This is a genomic window from Myroides sp. (assembly GCF_032073645.1).
Classification (GTDB): Bacteria; Bacteroidota; Bacteroidia; order Flavobacteriales; family Flavobacteriaceae; genus Flavobacterium; species Flavobacterium odoratimimum.
Genome location: NZ_DAMANB010000010.1, coordinates 100,687 through 120,158, shown reverse-complemented (window position 1 = coordinate 120,158; position 19,472 = coordinate 100,687). Strand labels below are relative to the sequence as shown.

The following is a 19,472-nucleotide window of genomic DNA, read 5'->3' as shown; positions in this document are numbered from 1 at the left end:
GTTAATTTCCAAAATTATATCGCATTGTAAAACCTGCTCGAATATTCGTGATTGGATACATAGTCGAAATAACGGCTTTAGAGAATGAATGGTCATAGAAGAAGAGCGCTGTAAGGTTCTTACTCAACATATAGTCTGCTGACAATTTCAACGACCACATATTTTGTCCTCCACCAGTCTGGCTATTTCCATAGTCTAGATAGCGCACTACCGTCTCTCTCTTCGTCAATGTGAAGTCTGCCTTAATATTAATATCACTAGCGATTCTTCCTCCCATTCCATTGTTAGCATACATCGAGTTAAACCCTACGTCTTTGACACGGTACCCCAATCCTAATACAAAGTCATTCCCATTCGTCTCTGTCAATAAATTATTGTCAAAGCTCAACGATAGCATTCTATCTTTTCTCATCTCTAAAGACATTCTGATCGAAGATTTTGTCTCCACTTCAAAACGGATTAAAGGATTAAACTGCTCAAATAATGTAGCATTGTTTACAACATATTCACTAGGGTAATTACCATATTTATTTACTTCATTCGGAGCTTTGTAATACTCCGTATTATAACTGTAAGACCCCAATGTATAAGAGGCTCTATATCCATGGTTAATAGAGAAGTTCTTGAAATTATCTTTAAACCATCCTATTCTCATCAGTCCTCTGTACTTCAAGTTCCAGTTAGGCAAAGGCATTCCTTTAAACAAACCTGTCGAAACCTTATTCGCATCTTTACCTGTATACGCCGCCACAAAAGATGGTAATAATACAGACTGACTTCCTTTACTATACCCGATAGGGAATCCTTCTCTATCTAAGTTGGCAGGATTGGTAATATCAATACCACGCTCTACAGCTAATCTATTTGCTACGATAATACGATTATCCAACATTCTGTCAAAAGTAGCTGAACTCATTAAATCACTACTAGAGAAAGCTGTACTTAACATCACCGTAGACATACTGAAGTTTCCATAACTATAAGGTGCTTGTCCTATATACTCATTGTTCTCTACCACGAATTGTTCTGAATAGTTATCAGACTTCATACGCTCTGCATAAAGATCTATAGTCAAGTCAGGTATTAAAGATATTGAAGCATTCAGATTAAGTGTCTTATTACTAATCGTAGTATAAGGTTGATTCATCTCTGGGTAGTCTGTTAAATACCCTTTGCGAGCAGCATCATATCTAATATCTGCTTGGTTACCGAATACGAACCCTAAATCAGGTTTAGACGTACCAAAGAAACCTACAGTAGGTAAGAAGCCTGGTAACATCGTACCACTATTCTCAGAATAATTAATCTGAATATTTTTTACTGATGTTAATACTCCTATTAATAAATCTTTCGTAGCAGTACCAAATGCAGATGGCTCTCCTTTCTCCTTCTTGTCTTTTTTCTTACTATCTTCTTTCGCTTGTACTACTTTCTGTCCAGGAACGATAGTTGCTTTTTTCGCTTTAGAAGGCGTTCTTCTGCGATCAGAGCTTTTCACTAATCCTAAATAACGATACAAAGTCTCCATACCTAAAGTTGTATTCAGACGTTGTGTTCTCGCATTCTGAATCGTGTTCCCCAAAGAATAATTAATACCGTCTATGTCAATATTAGAATAAGCGTCTGATGCACGTTGCCAGTTAAAACTACCTGTATAAGCATAGTTAGAACGGATAAAAGACAATACTGGAATCTTACTAAAAGGCAATTCATAATTCACTGTTAACTGCTGTGTAAACTGATTAGGCTCACCAATATTAAAGTAATCATCCCATATTGTATTCGTATTATCTACGATTCCATTTACACTGTCATAATAGTTTCGAACGATATTATTACTACCTCCGATATAACTTAGACGAAGAGATTTAGTCAAGTCAAAATTGAATCCAAAGTTATAATTGAAGAAATAGTTTCTTCTATACAATGGATCTAAACCTATCCCTTCTACATCTATTAGTCTAAACTCTTGTCTATTATACTGACGCATAATATTAGAACTAAACGATATATTAGTCGGTAGATAATTAAAGTTAAAGTCTCTCAATAGTCCCCAATATTGCCCTTTCATAAAACCTATGTTTTTAAAAGGCTCTACAGACTTCGTTTCGAAAGCATAAGTATAATCAAGTGATGATCTCACTTGTTGTTCTAACATTGACTCTATTTCAAAATCGTGGTGTCTCACCTCATTATATGAGTGAGATACTGTGATATTCTCTATATCATAGATACGATTCTTTTGTTCTGGTCCTCTCTGCTTATTAACACCGATAAAGTTTATACTCTTACGCTTCGTATAGTCCATCGCTCTCTTCTCCGCCTCTTCTGCCTCAGCTGATGTCTTCGCTCCAGACTTGATATAACTAAGCTTTAAATCAGGATTCATCGGATCGTATTCAGGTGTAATAAATTCTTCACTGATAGCATAATTAAATGGCAGTGTGATTCCCCAACGTTTAGGTAACAGTTGTCCTAAGTTTACATTGGTCATAACACTATACGACTTTCTATCTTCACGACTGCGGTCATGAGGCCCTTGTTCTAATCCTCCAAAACCAATAGTAGACTTCATTCCAGTCAAAGAGATATTGGCAAAGTCAGCTATATTAGCATCAATAGTACCTGTAGCTGCCCATCCTCCTTTATTATCCATGTCTGACATACGTAATTCATCGAACCAAAACTCTCCTGATAAGGCTTCTGCTCCTGGCGAGATATTACGTATCCCTATCATCATCATCCTTACTTTTCCAAAGTTTGGATTTCCTTTTATCCCTAGTCTTACTTTATTAGGCTTATCTCCAGCACTTGGATTTAACTCCTCTTCATTTACATAAAATATCTTAGAACTGTCAAAACCAGGACGAGATACTTCTCCCATCTTCATCACTTTTAACTTTGCAAGTAAGTCTATAGGAAGATTTAGTTCATTCTCTTCCGGCCAAATCGCATCAGGGTTAGTTTCTCCACCATTTGTTATTTTTAATGGTATCTCTACTTCATAGAAGTTCTCAATAACATCACTACCTATACGGATGAATGCTGCCATCTCATAATCTTGTAAACGTCTCGATGTACCACCTTCTAAAGACTCTCCATGGATAAACATTCTCAGTTTTTTATACTGACGCATGTCTACATTAAAGATCTTAAATACTCCTCTAGCATCATTCGAAAGTAAACCTGAAGGATAAGTATTTAAATCTTTTGGATATATTTTTAATGAAAGTGATTGTTCATTCTGATTAATCAATGTATTATTCATATAAACCTGCTCTCTTCTTACTCCAGGAGGAGTTACATAAGGAATAGGTTTACGATCATAATTATCTGTTAAATTCACAGAAGACACATCTATTCCTGTATTAGAGTATTTCTCATCATTAGTTCCTGAATTATCTTCTATAAGGTTTCTATCATATCGCTTCCAATCCGATCGAACCAAGTTTAAAGTTCCAAATCGAAGCGTTACTTGTTTCTCAAAACCTGTAAGATACATTCTCATAAACTTCATTGATCTCGTATCTTCTATAGCTCCTACTTTTTTCCCTTTTGTGTCAATTGGAATTTTGTACTGAATCCATCTTACATCAGATACAGATCCATCAGGTAACTGTACTTTAGTTTCTCTGACATCTGTAACATATTTATCACCTACTATAGTATTAGGCTTCACTTTTACCTTATACTCAAAGTATGCATCAATAGTATTCATGGTATTATCCCCATCGATATCTTCTGCATCAGGTTGATTATTACCTGCTCTCCCACCGCCTGCTGGGCTATTATTCTCTAAACCATTATAATCTCTATAACGCTCTAATATTCCACCTTGAGCATCTAAATAATGTACAAAGTTATCTGCTGCTGGATCGCTAAATCCTGCAAAATCTTTAAAGAAAGCTCTTTCTTCTTCGTCATTTAAACCATCTAAACCTACGTCTTGTAATCTTCTGTTCTCAGCATTATTATCAAAGGCATAAACTAGTGAAGGAGCTGAAGGTACTTTCCCCCAAACAGTATTAATTGTTGTAACAGCATTAGCTCCTGTATCAGGTAGTCCGTTCTCATACTGCTTATGTCCATCTCTTAAAATATCTTCAGAGATAAAACCTAAGTTTAATCTAAGCTCTCCTGTATTCTGAACAGTCAATGCATCACCACTCTTTCCTACATAAGGATCCATTACCCAAAACTCTACAAACTCAATATTCGCTTGTTCAAAGTTGGTAGTCGTTAAACCACGCATAATACCTGCCCAGTTTTTTCTAGGTGTTAAAGAGCGAGGGTTCGTTAGATAACTTCTATTAAAGTTATAAGGTCCTCTCTCCTCTGGATAATAAGTCAAGTCTAGTGTATTAATCACTCGACTCTCTCCATAAGCAATATCTTTGTCAGGGAATAGCTCCTCACTATAAATCCTACGTGTTCTATTAGATGATAAATCGTACTCACTTACCCCATCTGGTTTGCTCCCTACATAAAACGTTGGGTCAATAGAATACCATGACATCTTAGATCTTCTATACCCATCCTCTAAAGAATATGCTGGTAATGTAACAATGTCCTTATCTACATCACTATCCATTTCATTCAGCCCATGGAATCCTACTGGCACACTCGATAACTTCCATGAAAGAGGGGACTTAACATCAATAATAGATTGCATTCCTTCAAAATCATCAATGTAAGAAGTCGCTTCACCATTCATCTGATCTAATTTAGAGGAACCTGGTTTTAAATAAGCAAATTCTCCTCTAAACGAAACTCTAGATTCTACATCTGTATCTATATTAGGTAACTTATTAACCATTCTAGTTAAGAAAGGTACTTCAGTAGAATACTGTGCATTCAATCCCCAGATTGTATTATTCACAGCTTCTTGACCATAACTCGATTTATGAGTAAATGGACGTTCTGACATCTGTAAGAATGTACCTCCTAATATAAAGTCTTTGCTAAACTTATGTTCTACGTGCATTCCGAAGAAACGCTTAGTCTGCTGACCAAACATCGTATTATTCTCTACAGAAACTTCGATCGGTGTATTAGATGCTTGTAGTCCTGGATCTAATATCATCACTCGACCTCTACTGTAATCTACTGTATAATCTACTCCTTCTACTAATACCCTACCTGCTGCTCTTACAATAACTGATCCTGGAGCGACATTAAATGATCCAATAGGAATACCTTCTCCCATTGAACTAGAGAATTTCCCTTTTAACTGGAATTTATTCTTCTCATTTTGGCTTCGTAGAGCTTCTGCTTTAGTAGTACGATACATACTTCTAAAGACATACTTTGATTGGTTTTTATTATATGAACTAGATTCGTTATAATCTTCACTTAACTGATTAGCCGAAAGCTTTTTAAATAAGTGCTCTCCAAAAGGCTCAACAGTCGTAAAAATAATACGACCATACATTGGGTCTATCGTAATCCCATCAAATGTATTGCTGTTGTATTGGTTATTATTATTTCCGTATCCTCCACTGTTGCCATACCCTCCATTATTCCCGTATCCGCCGTTATTTCCAAAACCACCATTGTTTCCAAAGCCTCCATTATTACCGCCATATCCTCCATTACCACCATAGCCACCATTGTTATTATTACCATAACCATTATTCATATTACCTGCATTAGTAGGATCAAACGTGTTTTGCATTCCTCCATTAGGCAAAAAGTCAAAGAAACCATCTCCTCCTTGCTGAGGGTCATTCGTATAATTCAATCGGTCTAAATGGAATACTTTTAATAATGGTGTGCGCTCTACATCTGGAGGCAATGGCTTCCCATCCACAGAACTAATATAATTCAGTGGACTCGGATCTGTATAAAGAATATTGAATCTAAACTTATCTTGTGAGATATACATCGCATTCGGAATCTGATAGATATTCTTCATCATCAGTTTCCATACTGGCTGCCCTACTAAAGTAAAATTACTTTTTAATAGCTTCAGAATAAGCGATTGACTCTGTGGCACATCTGGGTTTGCCTCATCTACACCAGGAGGCAATACCGTCATACCTCCGTCTGTACCAAACTCTCCCACTTGATATATCTTATCTCCAATAGAGTACTGGAACGCTACAGCAAGAACTTCATCATTAGAAAGTTTTTGTTGTAATGATATGTATCCTAACTGAGGATGGAATGTAAACTCATTGGCACTTAACTTACGTGCTCCCTCTAAACGTACAAAATCTCGTCCTTCTTGTACAGATACATTAAATCCACTTGCACCTGATGTGTTTAATCGAATAGAGGAATTTAAATAATTACCCCCAATGTTTCCTGGGTCATATTGGTTATTCGCATTATCAGGATATGCATTAGGCACTCCATTGATAGTAAAGAAATCAGGCTCAGGCTTAGAAACAACATCTGCATTAGGTCTTCCTAATTTATTCTGTCCTTCTCCTAAATCCTGTATAGCTATAATATTACGTGCATTATTACCTGTTTGATTAACGCGTCCATATCGATTCGTTATCCATACTTCTACACGGGTAATTCTTACTCTACTTTTTATAAAAGGATATTTCTCTAAAGCCTCATCATAGTTATTTCTAAAATAATGAGATAAAAAGAAGTGTCTATCCTCATCATAATCTAACGCATCTAATTCGAACTCTTCTAATGTTCCTGCACCGTCAGCACGAATAGAAGTCGTCTGAGACTTCTGCTCTGAGAATACTCCTGTAATAGTGGTTCTACCGAATTGTAATTCTGTCTTTACCCCAAATAAACTCTGTGCTCCTCTAACTAGCGAACCACTAATAGGCATACTTACATTACCTACTTCTACTTTACGTACGATATCATCTTCGTCTGGTGCGAAAGATAATTTCATCATATTCTGGAAGTCAAAAGTAGCCTGGGTATCATAATTAATATTCACAGCTAGTCTAGTACCTACCATTCCTTGTAATCCCATACTAATGCGTTGATTAAAATCAAACGCCATATTCTTACGATTACGCGTAGATACTACAGGGTTATCTTGTTTACTATAACGAACTCCCATATCAAACTCTACAGATCCTGTAGGTTTAACATCAATAGTATTCGATCCAAAAATAGTACTGAACAACTTCGAATTCACATAATAACGCGGTAACATATCACGCTTGATCTCTTCGTTCTCCTCACGTCCATGCATTACATTAAATCGCTGCTGAAAATACTTACGCAACTCTGCACGCATAATAAGCTCTTCAAACTCTTTACGAGTTAATACAAGAGGATAATTAACATTAAATCCGTCAAAGGTTTTAGTAAAGTAGTAACTATCCGTTAAAGGATCATAGGAATATGCTTCCTTAATAAGATTAGGATCAGGTATGACAATTTTCCCAATATCATATTGAGTTTGTAAACTATCAGCTACTTGTTCATCTGGATCTTGAGCATACATACCATGTACGCTCAAAAAAAGAACAACTAGCCAAAAAAAAATTGACTTTGATATAGGAAATTGCCCCCTCAAAATTTATAAGTTTTTTAAAGCTTGCTTAATGATGAATTCAACAGATGCATCAGGTGTTTGCTTCATAATCTTATCAACAACTTTCTCAGCTGATTTACGTACAAAACCTAATACCTCTAAAGCTGATAACGCTTCATCTGCATTTGTATTGTTAATAACAGGAGAAACTTCATCAATATTATACAATTTTATTACCTTTTCTTGTAAGTCAAGTATAACACGCTGAGCAGTTTTAGCCCCAATCCCTTTTACAGATTGGATCGTTTTTACATCAGCAGAAGCAATGGCTTGTAAAAGCTCTTTAGGAGCAATAGATGAAAGCATATTACGCGCAGTATTACCACCAATACCAGATACTGATATCAATAGTTTAAATAATTCACGTTCTATTTTATCTATAAAACCGAACAGAGTATGTCCGTCTTCTTTTATTTGTAGGTAAGTATATAATCTCAAATTTTCTGAGGAACCAATTTGAGAAAAAGTATGCAGGGAAATATGGATAAGATATCCTACTCCCCCGCAATCTATTACCACTTCTGTGGCTGTTTTTTCTACTAGGCATCCTTGAATATGTGCTATCATTATTATATCGAATTTTACTTCAAAAATAACAATAAATATTAACTATTTACTAACAAATAACTAATCGCACAACTACTATTCAGAGTACCAGTATATTATTTCTTTTTGCGATTCTCGCGTACTTGAGCATCTACTACAGCTACAGCTGTCATATTAACCATCTCATCAACACTAGCACCTAGTTGGAATACGTGAACAGCTTTATCTAAGCCTAAAATAATAGGACCAATAGATGTCGCTTTATTCAATTCTTTCAACATTTTATAAGTGATATTAGCAGAATCTAGGTTAGGGAAAATAAGTGTATTTACTTTCTTATCTACTAACTTAGAGAATGGGAATTTATTCTTCAGCATTTCACTATTTAAAGCGAAGTCGATTTGAATTTCCCCATCTACAATCATCTCTGGATGTTGCTCATGTAAGATGCTAACTGCCTCTTTCATTTTTGTTGGAGAAGCATTAGGTGCAGACCCAAAGTTAGCATATGATAACATTGCCACAACAGGTTCCATACCGAACATACGTACAGTCTTCTCTGTCATCACAGCTATTTTAGCTAAATCTTCAGCTGTTGGATCAGGGTTAATAGCAGTATCTGCTAAGAACATTGGCCCTCTCTTCGTCATCATTAAGTTCGTTGTAGCTACTCTACTTACTCCTTGTGCACGAGGTATTAATTCTAAGATAGGTTTAACTACATTAGGATAACTACGAGAATATCCTGTCAACATAGCATCTGCCTGTCCTTCATTCACTAACATAGATGCAAAGTAGTTTCTTTCTAACATTAGTTTACCTGCATCGTATAAAGTAACTCCTTTGCGCTTTCTAGTTGCCCAATAAGCATTAGCAAAAGCAGCTCTTCTTTCTTTTTGCTCATCAGACTTAGGATCAATAATTTCTACATCATCATTAAACTCTATTTCTTTCTTAAGCTCTTGAATAGTTTCTTTATCTCCTAATAAGATTGGAGTCACCATTCCTTCTTCATAAGCAATCTGAGCAGCTTTTAATACATCTAAATGATCAGCTTCAGCATATACCACACGTTTTGGTTCAGTCTTAGCACGGTTGATTAACATACGTACTAATTTATTATCTGACCCCATTCTTTCTTCTAAAGAAGATTTATATTCTTCCCAATCTGTAATTGGAGCAAGTACTATTCCACTTTCCATTGCTGCTTTAGCAACTGCAGGAGGAACAACAGATATAAGTCTTGGATCAAATGGCTTAGGAATAATATACTCTCTACCGAAAGTAAACTTAGTCTCTCCGTAAGCAATATTTACTTGTTCAGGCACTGGCTCTTTAGCTAACTTCGCTAAAGCTACTACAGCAGCCATCTTCATTTCTTCGTTAATCTTAGTAGCACGTACATCTAATGCTCCTCTAAAGATATAAGGAAAACCTAATACGTTATTAACTTGGTTAGGGAAGTCAGAACGACCAGTGGCCATAATAACATCCTTACGTGTAGAAGTTGCAAGATTATAGTCAATTTCAGGTCTTGGATTAGCCATCGCGAACACGATTGGGTTATCTGCCATCCCTAAAAGCATTTCTGGTTTTAATACATCCGCAGTAGACAATCCGATGAATACATCAGTTCCTTTTAAAGCATCTGTCAAAGAGATATCATTATCAACAGCGAACTCTCTTTGTAAATCTGAAATACGTGTATCGTCTTTCTTTAAAACACCTTTACTGTTAAACATTTTTATGTTTTCTTGTTTAACACCAAAAGCTACATATAACTTAGCACATGCGATAGCAGCTGAACCTGCACCTGAAACTACCATCGTAATTTCTTCCATCTTCTTACCAGCTAACTCTACTGCATTTAGCAGAGCTGCTGCTGAGATAATAGCAGTACCATGTTGGTCATCGTGCATTACAGGAATATCTAACTCTTCTTTCAATCTTCTTTCGATTTCAAAAGATTCAGGAGCTTTGATATCTTCTAAGTTAATTCCTCCAAAAGTTGGAGAAATGTTTTTTACAGTTTCGATAAACTTATCTACATCAGTAGTATCTACCTCAATGTCAAAAACATCAATATCAGCAAAAATCTTAAACAGCAATCCTTTTCCTTCCATTACTGGCTTAGATGCTTCAGCTCCGATATCTCCAAGTCCTAGTACTGCAGTACCGTTAGAGATAACAGCAACTAAATTTCCTTTTGCTGTATATTTATATACATTATTTACATCGCTTGCAATTTCCAGACAAGGCTCTGCTACACCTGGTGAATATGCTAAGGCTAAGTCTCTTTGTGATGAATACTTCTTCGTAGGAACAACTTGTATCTTACCAGGCGTTGGTTCAGCATGGTATTTAAGTGCTTCTCTACGTAAACTATCTTTATTCATATATTTACATTTAACGTGATGAACAAAGATAACCTTTTTGTAATATAATTCGGATTTACGAAATTCACTCCCCTAAAAATTGCATATTTCTCAACAAGCCCTCATATTTCGTCCTTTTAATTGCGGATTTTTTAAAAATTTCATTAAAAGTCTCCTTCGTAAGTTCTTTCCATTCGTGCTTTGAATACTCTATTAACGCATTATTAGGAATAAATCTCTGCTCTTTATGGGGAGCTGCAAAGCGATTCCACGGACAAACATCTTGACACACATCGCAACCAAACATCCAATTATCTAATTTCCCACTAAATTCACTTGGAATATCATCTTTCAATTCTATGGTGAGATAAGAAATACATTTACTCCCATTAACAATATAAGGACTTTCAATAGCTTCTGTAGGGCAAGCATCTATACACTTGGTACACGTTCCACAATGATCAGTAGTAGGGCCATCTTCTTCTAACTCTAAATCAATTATTAATTCAGCAATAAAAAAGAAAGAACCACTTTTCCGATTAATCAAATTGTTATTCTTACCTACCCATCCCAAGCCAGCCTTAGCTGCCCATGCTTTATCTAAGACTGGTGCAGAATCAACAAATACCCGTCCATCTACAGCACCTATTTCACTTTCTATAAAGTACAGAAGCTCTTTCAGCTTATCTTTTATCACATGGTGATAATCATCTCCATAAGCATACTTAGATATTTTATAACTATCGCTAATCTGTCTTTCTTCTGGGTAGTAATTTAAAGTTAATGAAACCACGCTTTTTGCTCCTTCTACAAGTAATCTAGGATCAAGACGTTTATCAAAATGATTCTCCATATAAGACATCTGCCCATGCATTTGTTTATTCAACCACTGCTCTAAACGAGGAGCCTCTACTTCTAAGAAATCCGCTTTAGAAATACCACAAGACGAAAAGCCAAGGCGTTTGGCCTCGGCTTTTATAATATTAGAATATTTACTTTTATTTTCAATCATTTAATCACTTCTATGACCACTACATATCAAAAAGCCCACCTTGTGGATGAATTCTTTCTCTACCTAGGTGTTTATAGGCTTTGTCAGTTACCTCACGCCCTCGAGGAGTACGCACAATAAAACCTTCTTGAATTAAATAAGGCTCGTAAACTTCCTCTATTGTTTCACCATTCTCAGAAACAGCAGTCGCTAAGGTAGATAGTCCTACAGGCCCACCTTTAAACTTATCAATAATCGTACTCAATATCTTATTATCCATCTCATCTAATCCAAAAGAATCTACATTCAATGAATTCAAAGCGTATTTTGAAATCTCAATATCTATATCACCATTTCCTTTTATCTGAGCAAAATCACGTACACGTCTTAGCAACGCATTAGCAATACGAGGTGTTCCTCTACTTCTTCCCGCTATCTCTATAGCAGCTTCTAGGTCTATATGAACTCCTAATATAGAAGCACTACGTTCAATAATAGTCGCTAATAGTTCCTTATTGTAATACTGAAGGCGACTTTGAATACCAAAGCGAGCACGCATTGGTGAAGTCAATAAACCAGAACGAGTAGTCGCACCTACTAATGTAAAAGGATTTAAATGAATCTGAACCGTACGTGCATTCGGACCAGACTCTATCATAATATCAATCTTAAAGTCCTCCATAGCAGAATACAAATACTCTTCTACTATAGGGCTTAAACGATGAATCTCATCAATAAATAAAACATCACGTTCCTCAAGATTAGTTAATAATCCAGCTAAATCACCTGGTTTATCTAAAACTGGCCCAGAAGTAATCTTAATTCCCACATCAAGTTCATTAGCTAAAATATTAGCTAACGTAGTCTTACCAAGTCCTGGAGGTCCATGAAACAAAGTATGATCTAAAGCTTCTCCCCTTTGATTAGCAGCTTCAACGAAAATCTTTAAATTCTCTAATACCTGATCTTGCCCAGCAAAATCATCAAAAGACAGCGGGCGTAACTTCTTCTCAACATCTAATTCATCAGAAGAAAAGTGCTTATTAGTTGGGTTTAAATTCTCATTCATAGTACAAATATAATTCAAATATCAGAGTCTACACTAACAAAAAAAGTCATCCTTTCGGATGACTTTTTAATATCTATAAGAAATATAATCTTAGTGATGTAATTCCTCTTCACCTGCAACGAATGGCATGTTTTGAGGAGCGTAATCTTCTGGTAATCCAGGTTTACTATAGTCATAAGGCCATCTGTAAACAACTGGTAATTCACCAGGCCAGTTACCATGAATATGTTCAACTGGTGTAGTCCACTCAAGAGAGTTACTTCTCCAAGGGTTCTGAGTAGCTTTCTTACCATAGAAAATACTATAGAAGAAGTTCCATAAGAACACTAATTGGAAAGCAGATCCTACTAAAGCGAATACTGTAATTAACACGTTTACATCGTAGAACTCATCAAATAATGGGAATGCAGTATTTGAATAATAACGACGTGGTAAACCAGCTAATCCGATGAAGTGCATTGGGAAGAATACTCCGTAAGCACAAACTGCAGTTACCCAGAAGTGGATATAACCTAAGTTTTTGTTCATCATACGTCCAAACATTTTAGGGAACCAGTGGTAGATACCAGCAAACATTCCGTAAAGAGCAGAAATACCCATTACTAAGTGGAAGTGAGCAATAACGAAATATGTATCGTGAACGTTGATATCTAATGTTGAATCTCCTAAAATAATCCCTGTTAAACCTCCTGTAATAAACGTAGATACGAATCCAATACAGAATAACATTGCAGGGTTCATTTGGATATTACCACTCCAAATTGTAGTGATATAGTTGAATGCTTTTACTGCTGAAGGAATTGCAATCAACAATGTAGTAAATGTAAATACAGATCCTAAGAATGGGTTCATACCAGATACGAACATGTGGTGTCCCCATACAATTGTTGATAAGAAAGCAATACCTAAGATAGAAGCAATCATCGCACGGTAACCGAAAATTGGTTTACGAGCGTTACAAGCAATAATTTCTGACGTAATACCCATCGCTGGTAAAATTACGATATATACCTCAGGGTGACCTAAGAACCAGAATAAGTGCTCATATAATACAGGAGATCCTCCTTGGTAATGTAATACCTCACCAGCTAAATAAATATCTGATAAGAAGAATGATGTTCCAAAACTTCTATCGAATAACAATAATAAAGCTGCTGATAATAAAACTGGGAATGATACGATACCAATAATAGCTGTAGTAAATAAAGCCCACACTGTTAATGGTAATCTTGTCATAGACATTCCTTTAGTTCTTAAGTTAATTACTGTAGCAACATAGTTTAACGATCCCATTAAAGAAGATGCGATAAAGATTGCCATAGATACTAACCATAATGTCATCCCCATTCCTGAACCAGGAATAGCCTGTGGTAATGCACTCAACGGAGGATATACTGTCCATCCAGAAGATGCTGGTCCTCCTTCTACAAATAATGAAATAATCATTAATACTGCAGAGATGAAGAATAACCAATAAGATAACATATTTAAGAATCCTGAAGCCATATCACGTGCTCCAATCTGCAATGGAATAAGTAAGTTCGAGAACGTACCACTTAATCCAGCAGTTAAAACGAAGAATACCATTATGGTACCATGCATCGTTACTAGGGCAAGATAAGCATCATTTTTCATAACTCCATCAGGAGCCATTTTATCACCTAAAAACCATTTGAATACTGTGAAAGATTCTTCTGGCCAAGCAATTTGCATTCTAAATAACAGAGACATTCCAATCCCGATGATTCCCATAATAATACCTGTAATCAAGTATTGTTTAGCAATCATCTTGTGGTCTAAACTAAACACATATTTAGTAAAGAAGTTCCCTTTATCGTGATGATCATGATCATGTGAGTGATCGTGATTGTTTTCGTGTCCTTCTACTGACATAGTTATAGATTGATTTTAATATGTGAGTTTTATTTTCCTACTTGAGCGATAGCTTCAGTTTCAACTTCTTCAACTGCTGCAGGAACTTCCTCTACTGCTGGAGCAGGTGTGTTGCTAGCTTTTTCAGCAGCAACTTGCTCTTTTAATGTAGGAAGCTCTTTTAACCAAGATTCGAATTCTTCAGGAGTCTCTACAACAACTTTCATTTGCATGTTATAGTGAGAAGCTCCACAAATCTTATTACATAAAATTAAATAATCAAATGAATAAGGTTCTAATGCCTCTTCTCCTTTAGCGATTAACTCTTGGCTTCTTTCAGCTCTAATATCGTTAATATTACTAACTTTTTTTACAATCGCCTCACGCTCTCTCATTTCTGCTGTAGTAACAGTAGGAACGAAAGCAAACTGAGTAACCATACCAGGAACACAGTTCATTTGTGCTCTAAAGTGAGGTAAGTAAGCTGAGTGAAGTACGTCTTGAGAACGGAATTTCAATACTACTTTTTTACCTTTTGGTAAGTGTAATTCTTTTGCCATTTTATCATCAGCAGCATTCGGGTCAGACATATCTACCCCTACTAAATTGATACCTTCTATAAAACGAACGTTAGCTTTACCTAAAGTGTTATCTGTTCCAGAGTAACGAACATCCCATCCGAATTGTTTAGCATATACTTCAACAATAAGAACGTCTTCTTCTTCATCTACAAACATAATATCATTCCAAGCAAATAATCCATAAAGAATTAAACCTGATAATGTAATTACAGGAATAATTGTCCAAAGAGCTTCTAACTTATCATTATCTGAATAGAAACGAGCTTTTCTACCGTTTATTCCACGTCCTTTGAATGCAAAGTAGTGTAATAAGAACTGAGTAAAAATTTGAACAACAAAAATTAACCCCATTGAGATCCACATTAAATTGTCAACCTCTTTTCCGTGCTCTGACGCAGGGTTATCCATCAAAGGAAAGCTTCCATACTCAACTAAACAGAAGATAGTAAAGATATAGATGAATCCTAAGAAAGCGAAAGTCAAATAACCATTGATGTTATTATCCTTCTCATTAGCGATCTCTGTAGAAATATCATCAGGGTGAGAACCTACTTGAGTTAAATCAAATATTTTCGTCAATTGCCATACAGCAACTCCTAATAATACAACCGCAGCTAATATTAATAAACTTGTCATTTGTTTATTTTTAAATATTAATAGTGAAAATGTTTACTCTCTTCAATCAATGGGTTATTCTTAGCTAATAATGGCGCTTTAGCAATTGCACTAAATCCTACATAGATAAATAATCCGATGAAGAAAATAAGTGAAGCTATCTCAGAAACACCAATAAACCAAGAACCTCCAACTGTACCAGGAGAGATCATCATAAAGAAGTCAATATAGTGACCTACGATGATACAAGATCCTGCCATTACAACAATCCAAGTTAAACGTTTGAAATCTGTATTGATCAATAATAATAATGGCAATAAGAAATTCAATACTAACATTCCGAAGAATGGTAAGTTATACTCTTGAATTCTGAAGATGAAGTAAGTTACCTCCTCTGGAATATTAGAATACCACTGTAACATGAATTGAGAGAACCAAAGATAAGTCCAGAATATACTTAATCCAAACATAAATTTAGCTAAATCGTGAATATGACTAGTATTAACATATTCTAAGTATCCTTTGTTCTTTAAATAAAGAGTAACAAAAGCGATAGTTGTAATAGCTGTTACGAAGAAACTAGCGAATACATACCATCCGAATAATGTACTATACCAGTGAGTATCAATCGACATAATCCAATCCCAAGATGCCATAGACTCAGTAACAATAAAGAATACTAAGAAAGCAGCTGAAGCTTTAAATATCTTTTTGTAGTAAGTTTGATCACCACTCTCATCTAAAGCTAAAGATTGTTTACGAGCATAAATTCTATAAAAGTTCCATCCTGCTAAATAGATAACTGTTCTAATTAAGAAGAAAGGCACGTTTAAGTATCCAGCTTTTCCTTGAATAATTGGATCTGCATCAACTACTGCTTGGTCAGCCCAAATAAACAAGTGGTTTCCTCCCAATACAGAAATTAATAAAATCACGAAGAATATAACTGATCCTGGTAATACATAAGCAGATAATCCTTCCATTACTCTAAATAATACTGGAGACCATCCAGCACTTGCAGCATTGTTAATAGCATAAAAAGTTAAAATACCTACAGCTACTAGCATAACGAAAATACAAGCTACATATAACGCTGTCCAAGGTTTATTTTGCATTTGACCAAGAACATGTTCTAAATGTTTTTGATGTTCAGCATGATCAGCGTCAGACACAGAGTGGTCTGCAGCGGATACATGATGCTCACCACCATCGTGATGAGCTTGCTCAGTTAAGATCTGCTCTACTTCAGCAGTTGTCTTAGGGGCACTGAAGAAACCATACGCAATCCCTACAAGTCCAAGAACCATAAGGACGATTGCAAAAGTCTTCAAATTTTTTGAAAATGTGTACATATCTAAACTTTCAAATAAGTTTTACAATTTATTATTCTGATTTCAATTTTAATACGTAATCTGTAACTAACCAACGTTCGTGTTGAGTCAATTGATTAGCATGAGATCCCATTGAATTCAAACCATAAGTAATTACGTGGTAGATTCCTCCTTCTGTAAGTTCTCTATCTTTATAGTTAGGAACCCCTAAGAATTTTTCTTTTTTCACTAAATTACCTTTTCCATCCCCAGCTCCTCCGTGACAAACTGAGCAGTAAATTGTATATAACTCTTTACCTTTTTCTAAATCTTTCTCCTCAGCAGATAATGGTGATTTTAGATTTAATCTAGCCATTGCTAAACCTTCTGGAGTATTATCATACTCCTCAGGTGAAAATCCGCGTGGTATAGATCCTTCAGCAGGTAATTGACCTTCTTTACCATTTTTAAAAACTGTAGTAGGAACTTCAGAATATGTCTCATATGCCGATGATTCGTACATATTTGGCATGAATTGATAGTTTGAACGTTCTTTATTAAAACAAGAAGTAGTCAAAACTGATACCCCTACTAAAGCTACTATTTTATATATCGTTTTCATTCTACAATTGCTTTTCAATTACTTTAACTTCAACTGCTCCCGTTTGTTTGAAGAACTCAATCGCTGCTGCTTCATCAGTTTTCAAAGCTACTTCCATTAAGAAGTGATCATCTGTAGTTCTTACATCAGGATTTTCAGCTTTCTTGAAAGGCCATAATTTACTTCTCATAAAGAAAGTAAGAACCATTAAGTGAGCTGCAAATAATACAGTCATCTCAAACATAATTGGAACGAACGATGGCATATTCTGAATGAAGCTAAAACTTGGTTTACCTCCAATATCTTGTGGCCAATCTACAATCATAATATAATACATCATGAATGTACCGAAAGAAAGTCCAACTAAACCATACAAGAAAGCACAGATAGCTAATCTTGTAGGTTTTAATCCCATAGCCTTATCTAGACCGTGTACTGGGAATGGTGTATAGATTTCTTCAATATGATGATGAGCATCTCGTGTTTCTTTTACAGCATGTAACAACACATCATCATCGTTGTATAGTGCGTGAATTACTTTATTACTCATAATATATTAATGATTTAAAGATTGATGATTCTCTTTGCTGTCTCTTTCTTTTTTGTAAAACTCTCCTGAAGATTTCAAGATTGTTTTTACCTCTGCTTGCGCAATTACAGGGAAACTTCTTGAATATAATAAGAATAATACGAAGAAGAAACCGATTGTACCGATGTAAATACCAGCATCTACGAATGTAGGTTGGAACATTGTCCATGAAGATGGTAAGTAATCTCTGTGTAATGATGTAACGATAATTACGAAACGCTCAAACCACATCCCCACGTTTACTACTAAAGAAATAACAAACGATGCTAAGATATTAGTTCTAATTTTCTTGAACCACATTACCTGTGGAGAAATTACGTTACAAGTCATCATTAACCAGTAAGACCACCAGTAAGGTCCTGTTGCACGGTTTAAGAAAGCGTACTGTTCATACTCTACTCCTGAATACCAAGCAACCCATAACTCAGTAATATATGCTACCCCAACGATAGAACCAGTGATCATTACAATAATGTTCATTAACTCTATGTGCTGTACAGTAATATAATCTTCTAAGTTAGAAACTTTTCTCATGATGATAAGCAGGGTATTTACCATTGCGAATCCAGAGAAGATAGCCCCTGCTACGAAGTATGGAGGTAAGATTGTAGTGTGCCATCCAGGGATAACTGAAGTAGCAAAGTCAAAAGATACAATCGTGTGTACAGAAAGTACAAGAGGAGTAGCTAAACCAGCTAATACTAATGAAACTTCCTCAAAACGTTGCCAGTCTTTTGCACGACCTGACCAACCAAATGATAAGATTGAGTATATTCTTTTTGTAAATGGCGTTATAGCTCTATCACGTAACATAGCGAAGTCAGGTAGTAAACCAGTCCACCAGAAAACTAATGATACTGATAAATACGTAGAAATCGCGAATACGTCCCATAATAATGGTGAGTTAAAGTTAACCCATAACGATCCGAACTGGTTAGGAATAGGTAATACCCAGTATGCTAACCATGGACGTCCCATGTGAATGATAGGGAATAAACCAGCCTGAACTACTGAGAAAATTGTCATTGCCTCAGCAGAACGGTTGATCGCCATTCTCCATTTTTGTCTAAATAATAATAATACTGCAGAAATTAACGTACCAGCGTGACCGATACCTACCCACCAAACGAAATTGGTAATATCCCAAGCCCATCCAATGGTTTTATTTAATCCCCAAGTTCCAATACCTGTACCTACAGTGTAAGCCATACAACCTACTCCCCATAGAAACGCTAATAAAGCTAAAGTAAAAACTCTCCACCATAGTTTATTCGCTCTCCCTTCTACAGGTCTAGCCACATCCACAGTTATATCGTGATATGATTTCTCACCAATAACTAAAGGTTTTCTAATGGGTGCTTCGTAATGTGACGACATAATCCTTTATATGTTTCTTTAATTAAT

General features: G+C 35.7%; 11 protein-coding genes. All 11 read right to left on the bottom strand.

Features of this window, described 5'->3' with window-relative positions; genetic code table 11:
- Position 1: 1 nt before the first annotated feature.
- Positions 2-7,501 carry a cell surface protein SprA gene (sprA, locus tag RT228_RS09420; RefSeq protein ID WP_313138612.1) on the bottom strand — a complete coding sequence of 2,500 codons (7,500 nt, stop codon included), beginning with the start codon at positions 7,499-7,501 and terminating at the stop codon, positions 2-4.
- A 3-nt stretch (positions 7,502-7,504) separates the two neighbouring features.
- Positions 7,505-8,086, bottom strand: coding sequence for a Holliday junction branch migration protein RuvA (gene ruvA, locus RT228_RS09415; protein ID WP_313138611.1), 582 nt, complete (start codon positions 8,084-8,086; stop codon positions 7,505-7,507).
- 95 nt (positions 8,087-8,181) lie between these two features.
- Positions 8,182-10,461 carry an NADP-dependent malic enzyme gene (locus RT228_RS09410; RefSeq protein ID WP_313138610.1) on the bottom strand — a complete coding sequence of 760 codons (2,280 nt, stop codon included), beginning with the start codon at positions 10,459-10,461 and terminating at the stop codon, positions 8,182-8,184.
- 64 nt (positions 10,462-10,525) lie between these two features.
- On the bottom strand, positions 10,526-11,452 hold the full coding sequence (gene queG, locus RT228_RS09405; RefSeq protein ID WP_313138609.1) for a tRNA epoxyqueuosine(34) reductase QueG: 927 nt from the start codon (positions 11,450-11,452) through the stop codon (positions 10,526-10,528).
- 19 nt (positions 11,453-11,471) lie between these two features.
- Complete coding sequence (gene ruvB, locus RT228_RS09400; protein WP_006262802.1) at positions 11,472-12,500, bottom strand: Holliday junction branch migration DNA helicase RuvB; 1,029 nt, start codon at positions 12,498-12,500, stop codon at positions 11,472-11,474.
- 90 nt (positions 12,501-12,590) lie between these two features.
- Entirely contained in the window at positions 12,591-14,393 is a 1,803-nt protein-coding gene (locus tag RT228_RS09395; RefSeq protein WP_006257358.1) for a cbb3-type cytochrome c oxidase subunit I, read from the bottom strand.
- Between the two features lie 29 nt (positions 14,394-14,422).
- Positions 14,423-15,589 (bottom strand): cytochrome c oxidase subunit II, encoded by a 1,167-nt coding sequence (locus RT228_RS09390; protein ID WP_313138608.1) that lies wholly within the window; start codon positions 15,587-15,589, stop codon positions 14,423-14,425.
- 17 nt (positions 15,590-15,606) lie between these two features.
- On the bottom strand, positions 15,607-16,920 hold the full coding sequence (locus RT228_RS09385; protein ID WP_006257360.1) for a hypothetical protein: 1,314 nt from the start codon (positions 16,918-16,920) through the stop codon (positions 15,607-15,609).
- 31 nt (positions 16,921-16,951) lie between these two features.
- Entirely contained in the window at positions 16,952-17,500 is a 549-nt protein-coding gene (locus tag RT228_RS09380) for a c-type cytochrome (RefSeq protein ID WP_006257361.1), read from the bottom strand.
- 1 nt (position 17,501) lies between these two features.
- Positions 17,502-18,029, bottom strand: a complete 528-nt coding sequence (locus RT228_RS09375; RefSeq protein ID WP_006257362.1) for a DUF3341 domain-containing protein — start codon at positions 18,027-18,029, stop codon at positions 17,502-17,504.
- 6 nt (positions 18,030-18,035) lie between these two features.
- The gene (gene nrfD / locus RT228_RS09370; RefSeq protein ID WP_006257363.1) at positions 18,036-19,445 is read right to left on the bottom strand and encodes an NrfD/PsrC family molybdoenzyme membrane anchor subunit; all 1,410 of its coding nucleotides are present in this window, start codon (positions 19,443-19,445) and stop codon (positions 18,036-18,038) included.
- Between the last annotated feature and the right edge of the window lie 27 nt (positions 19,446-19,472).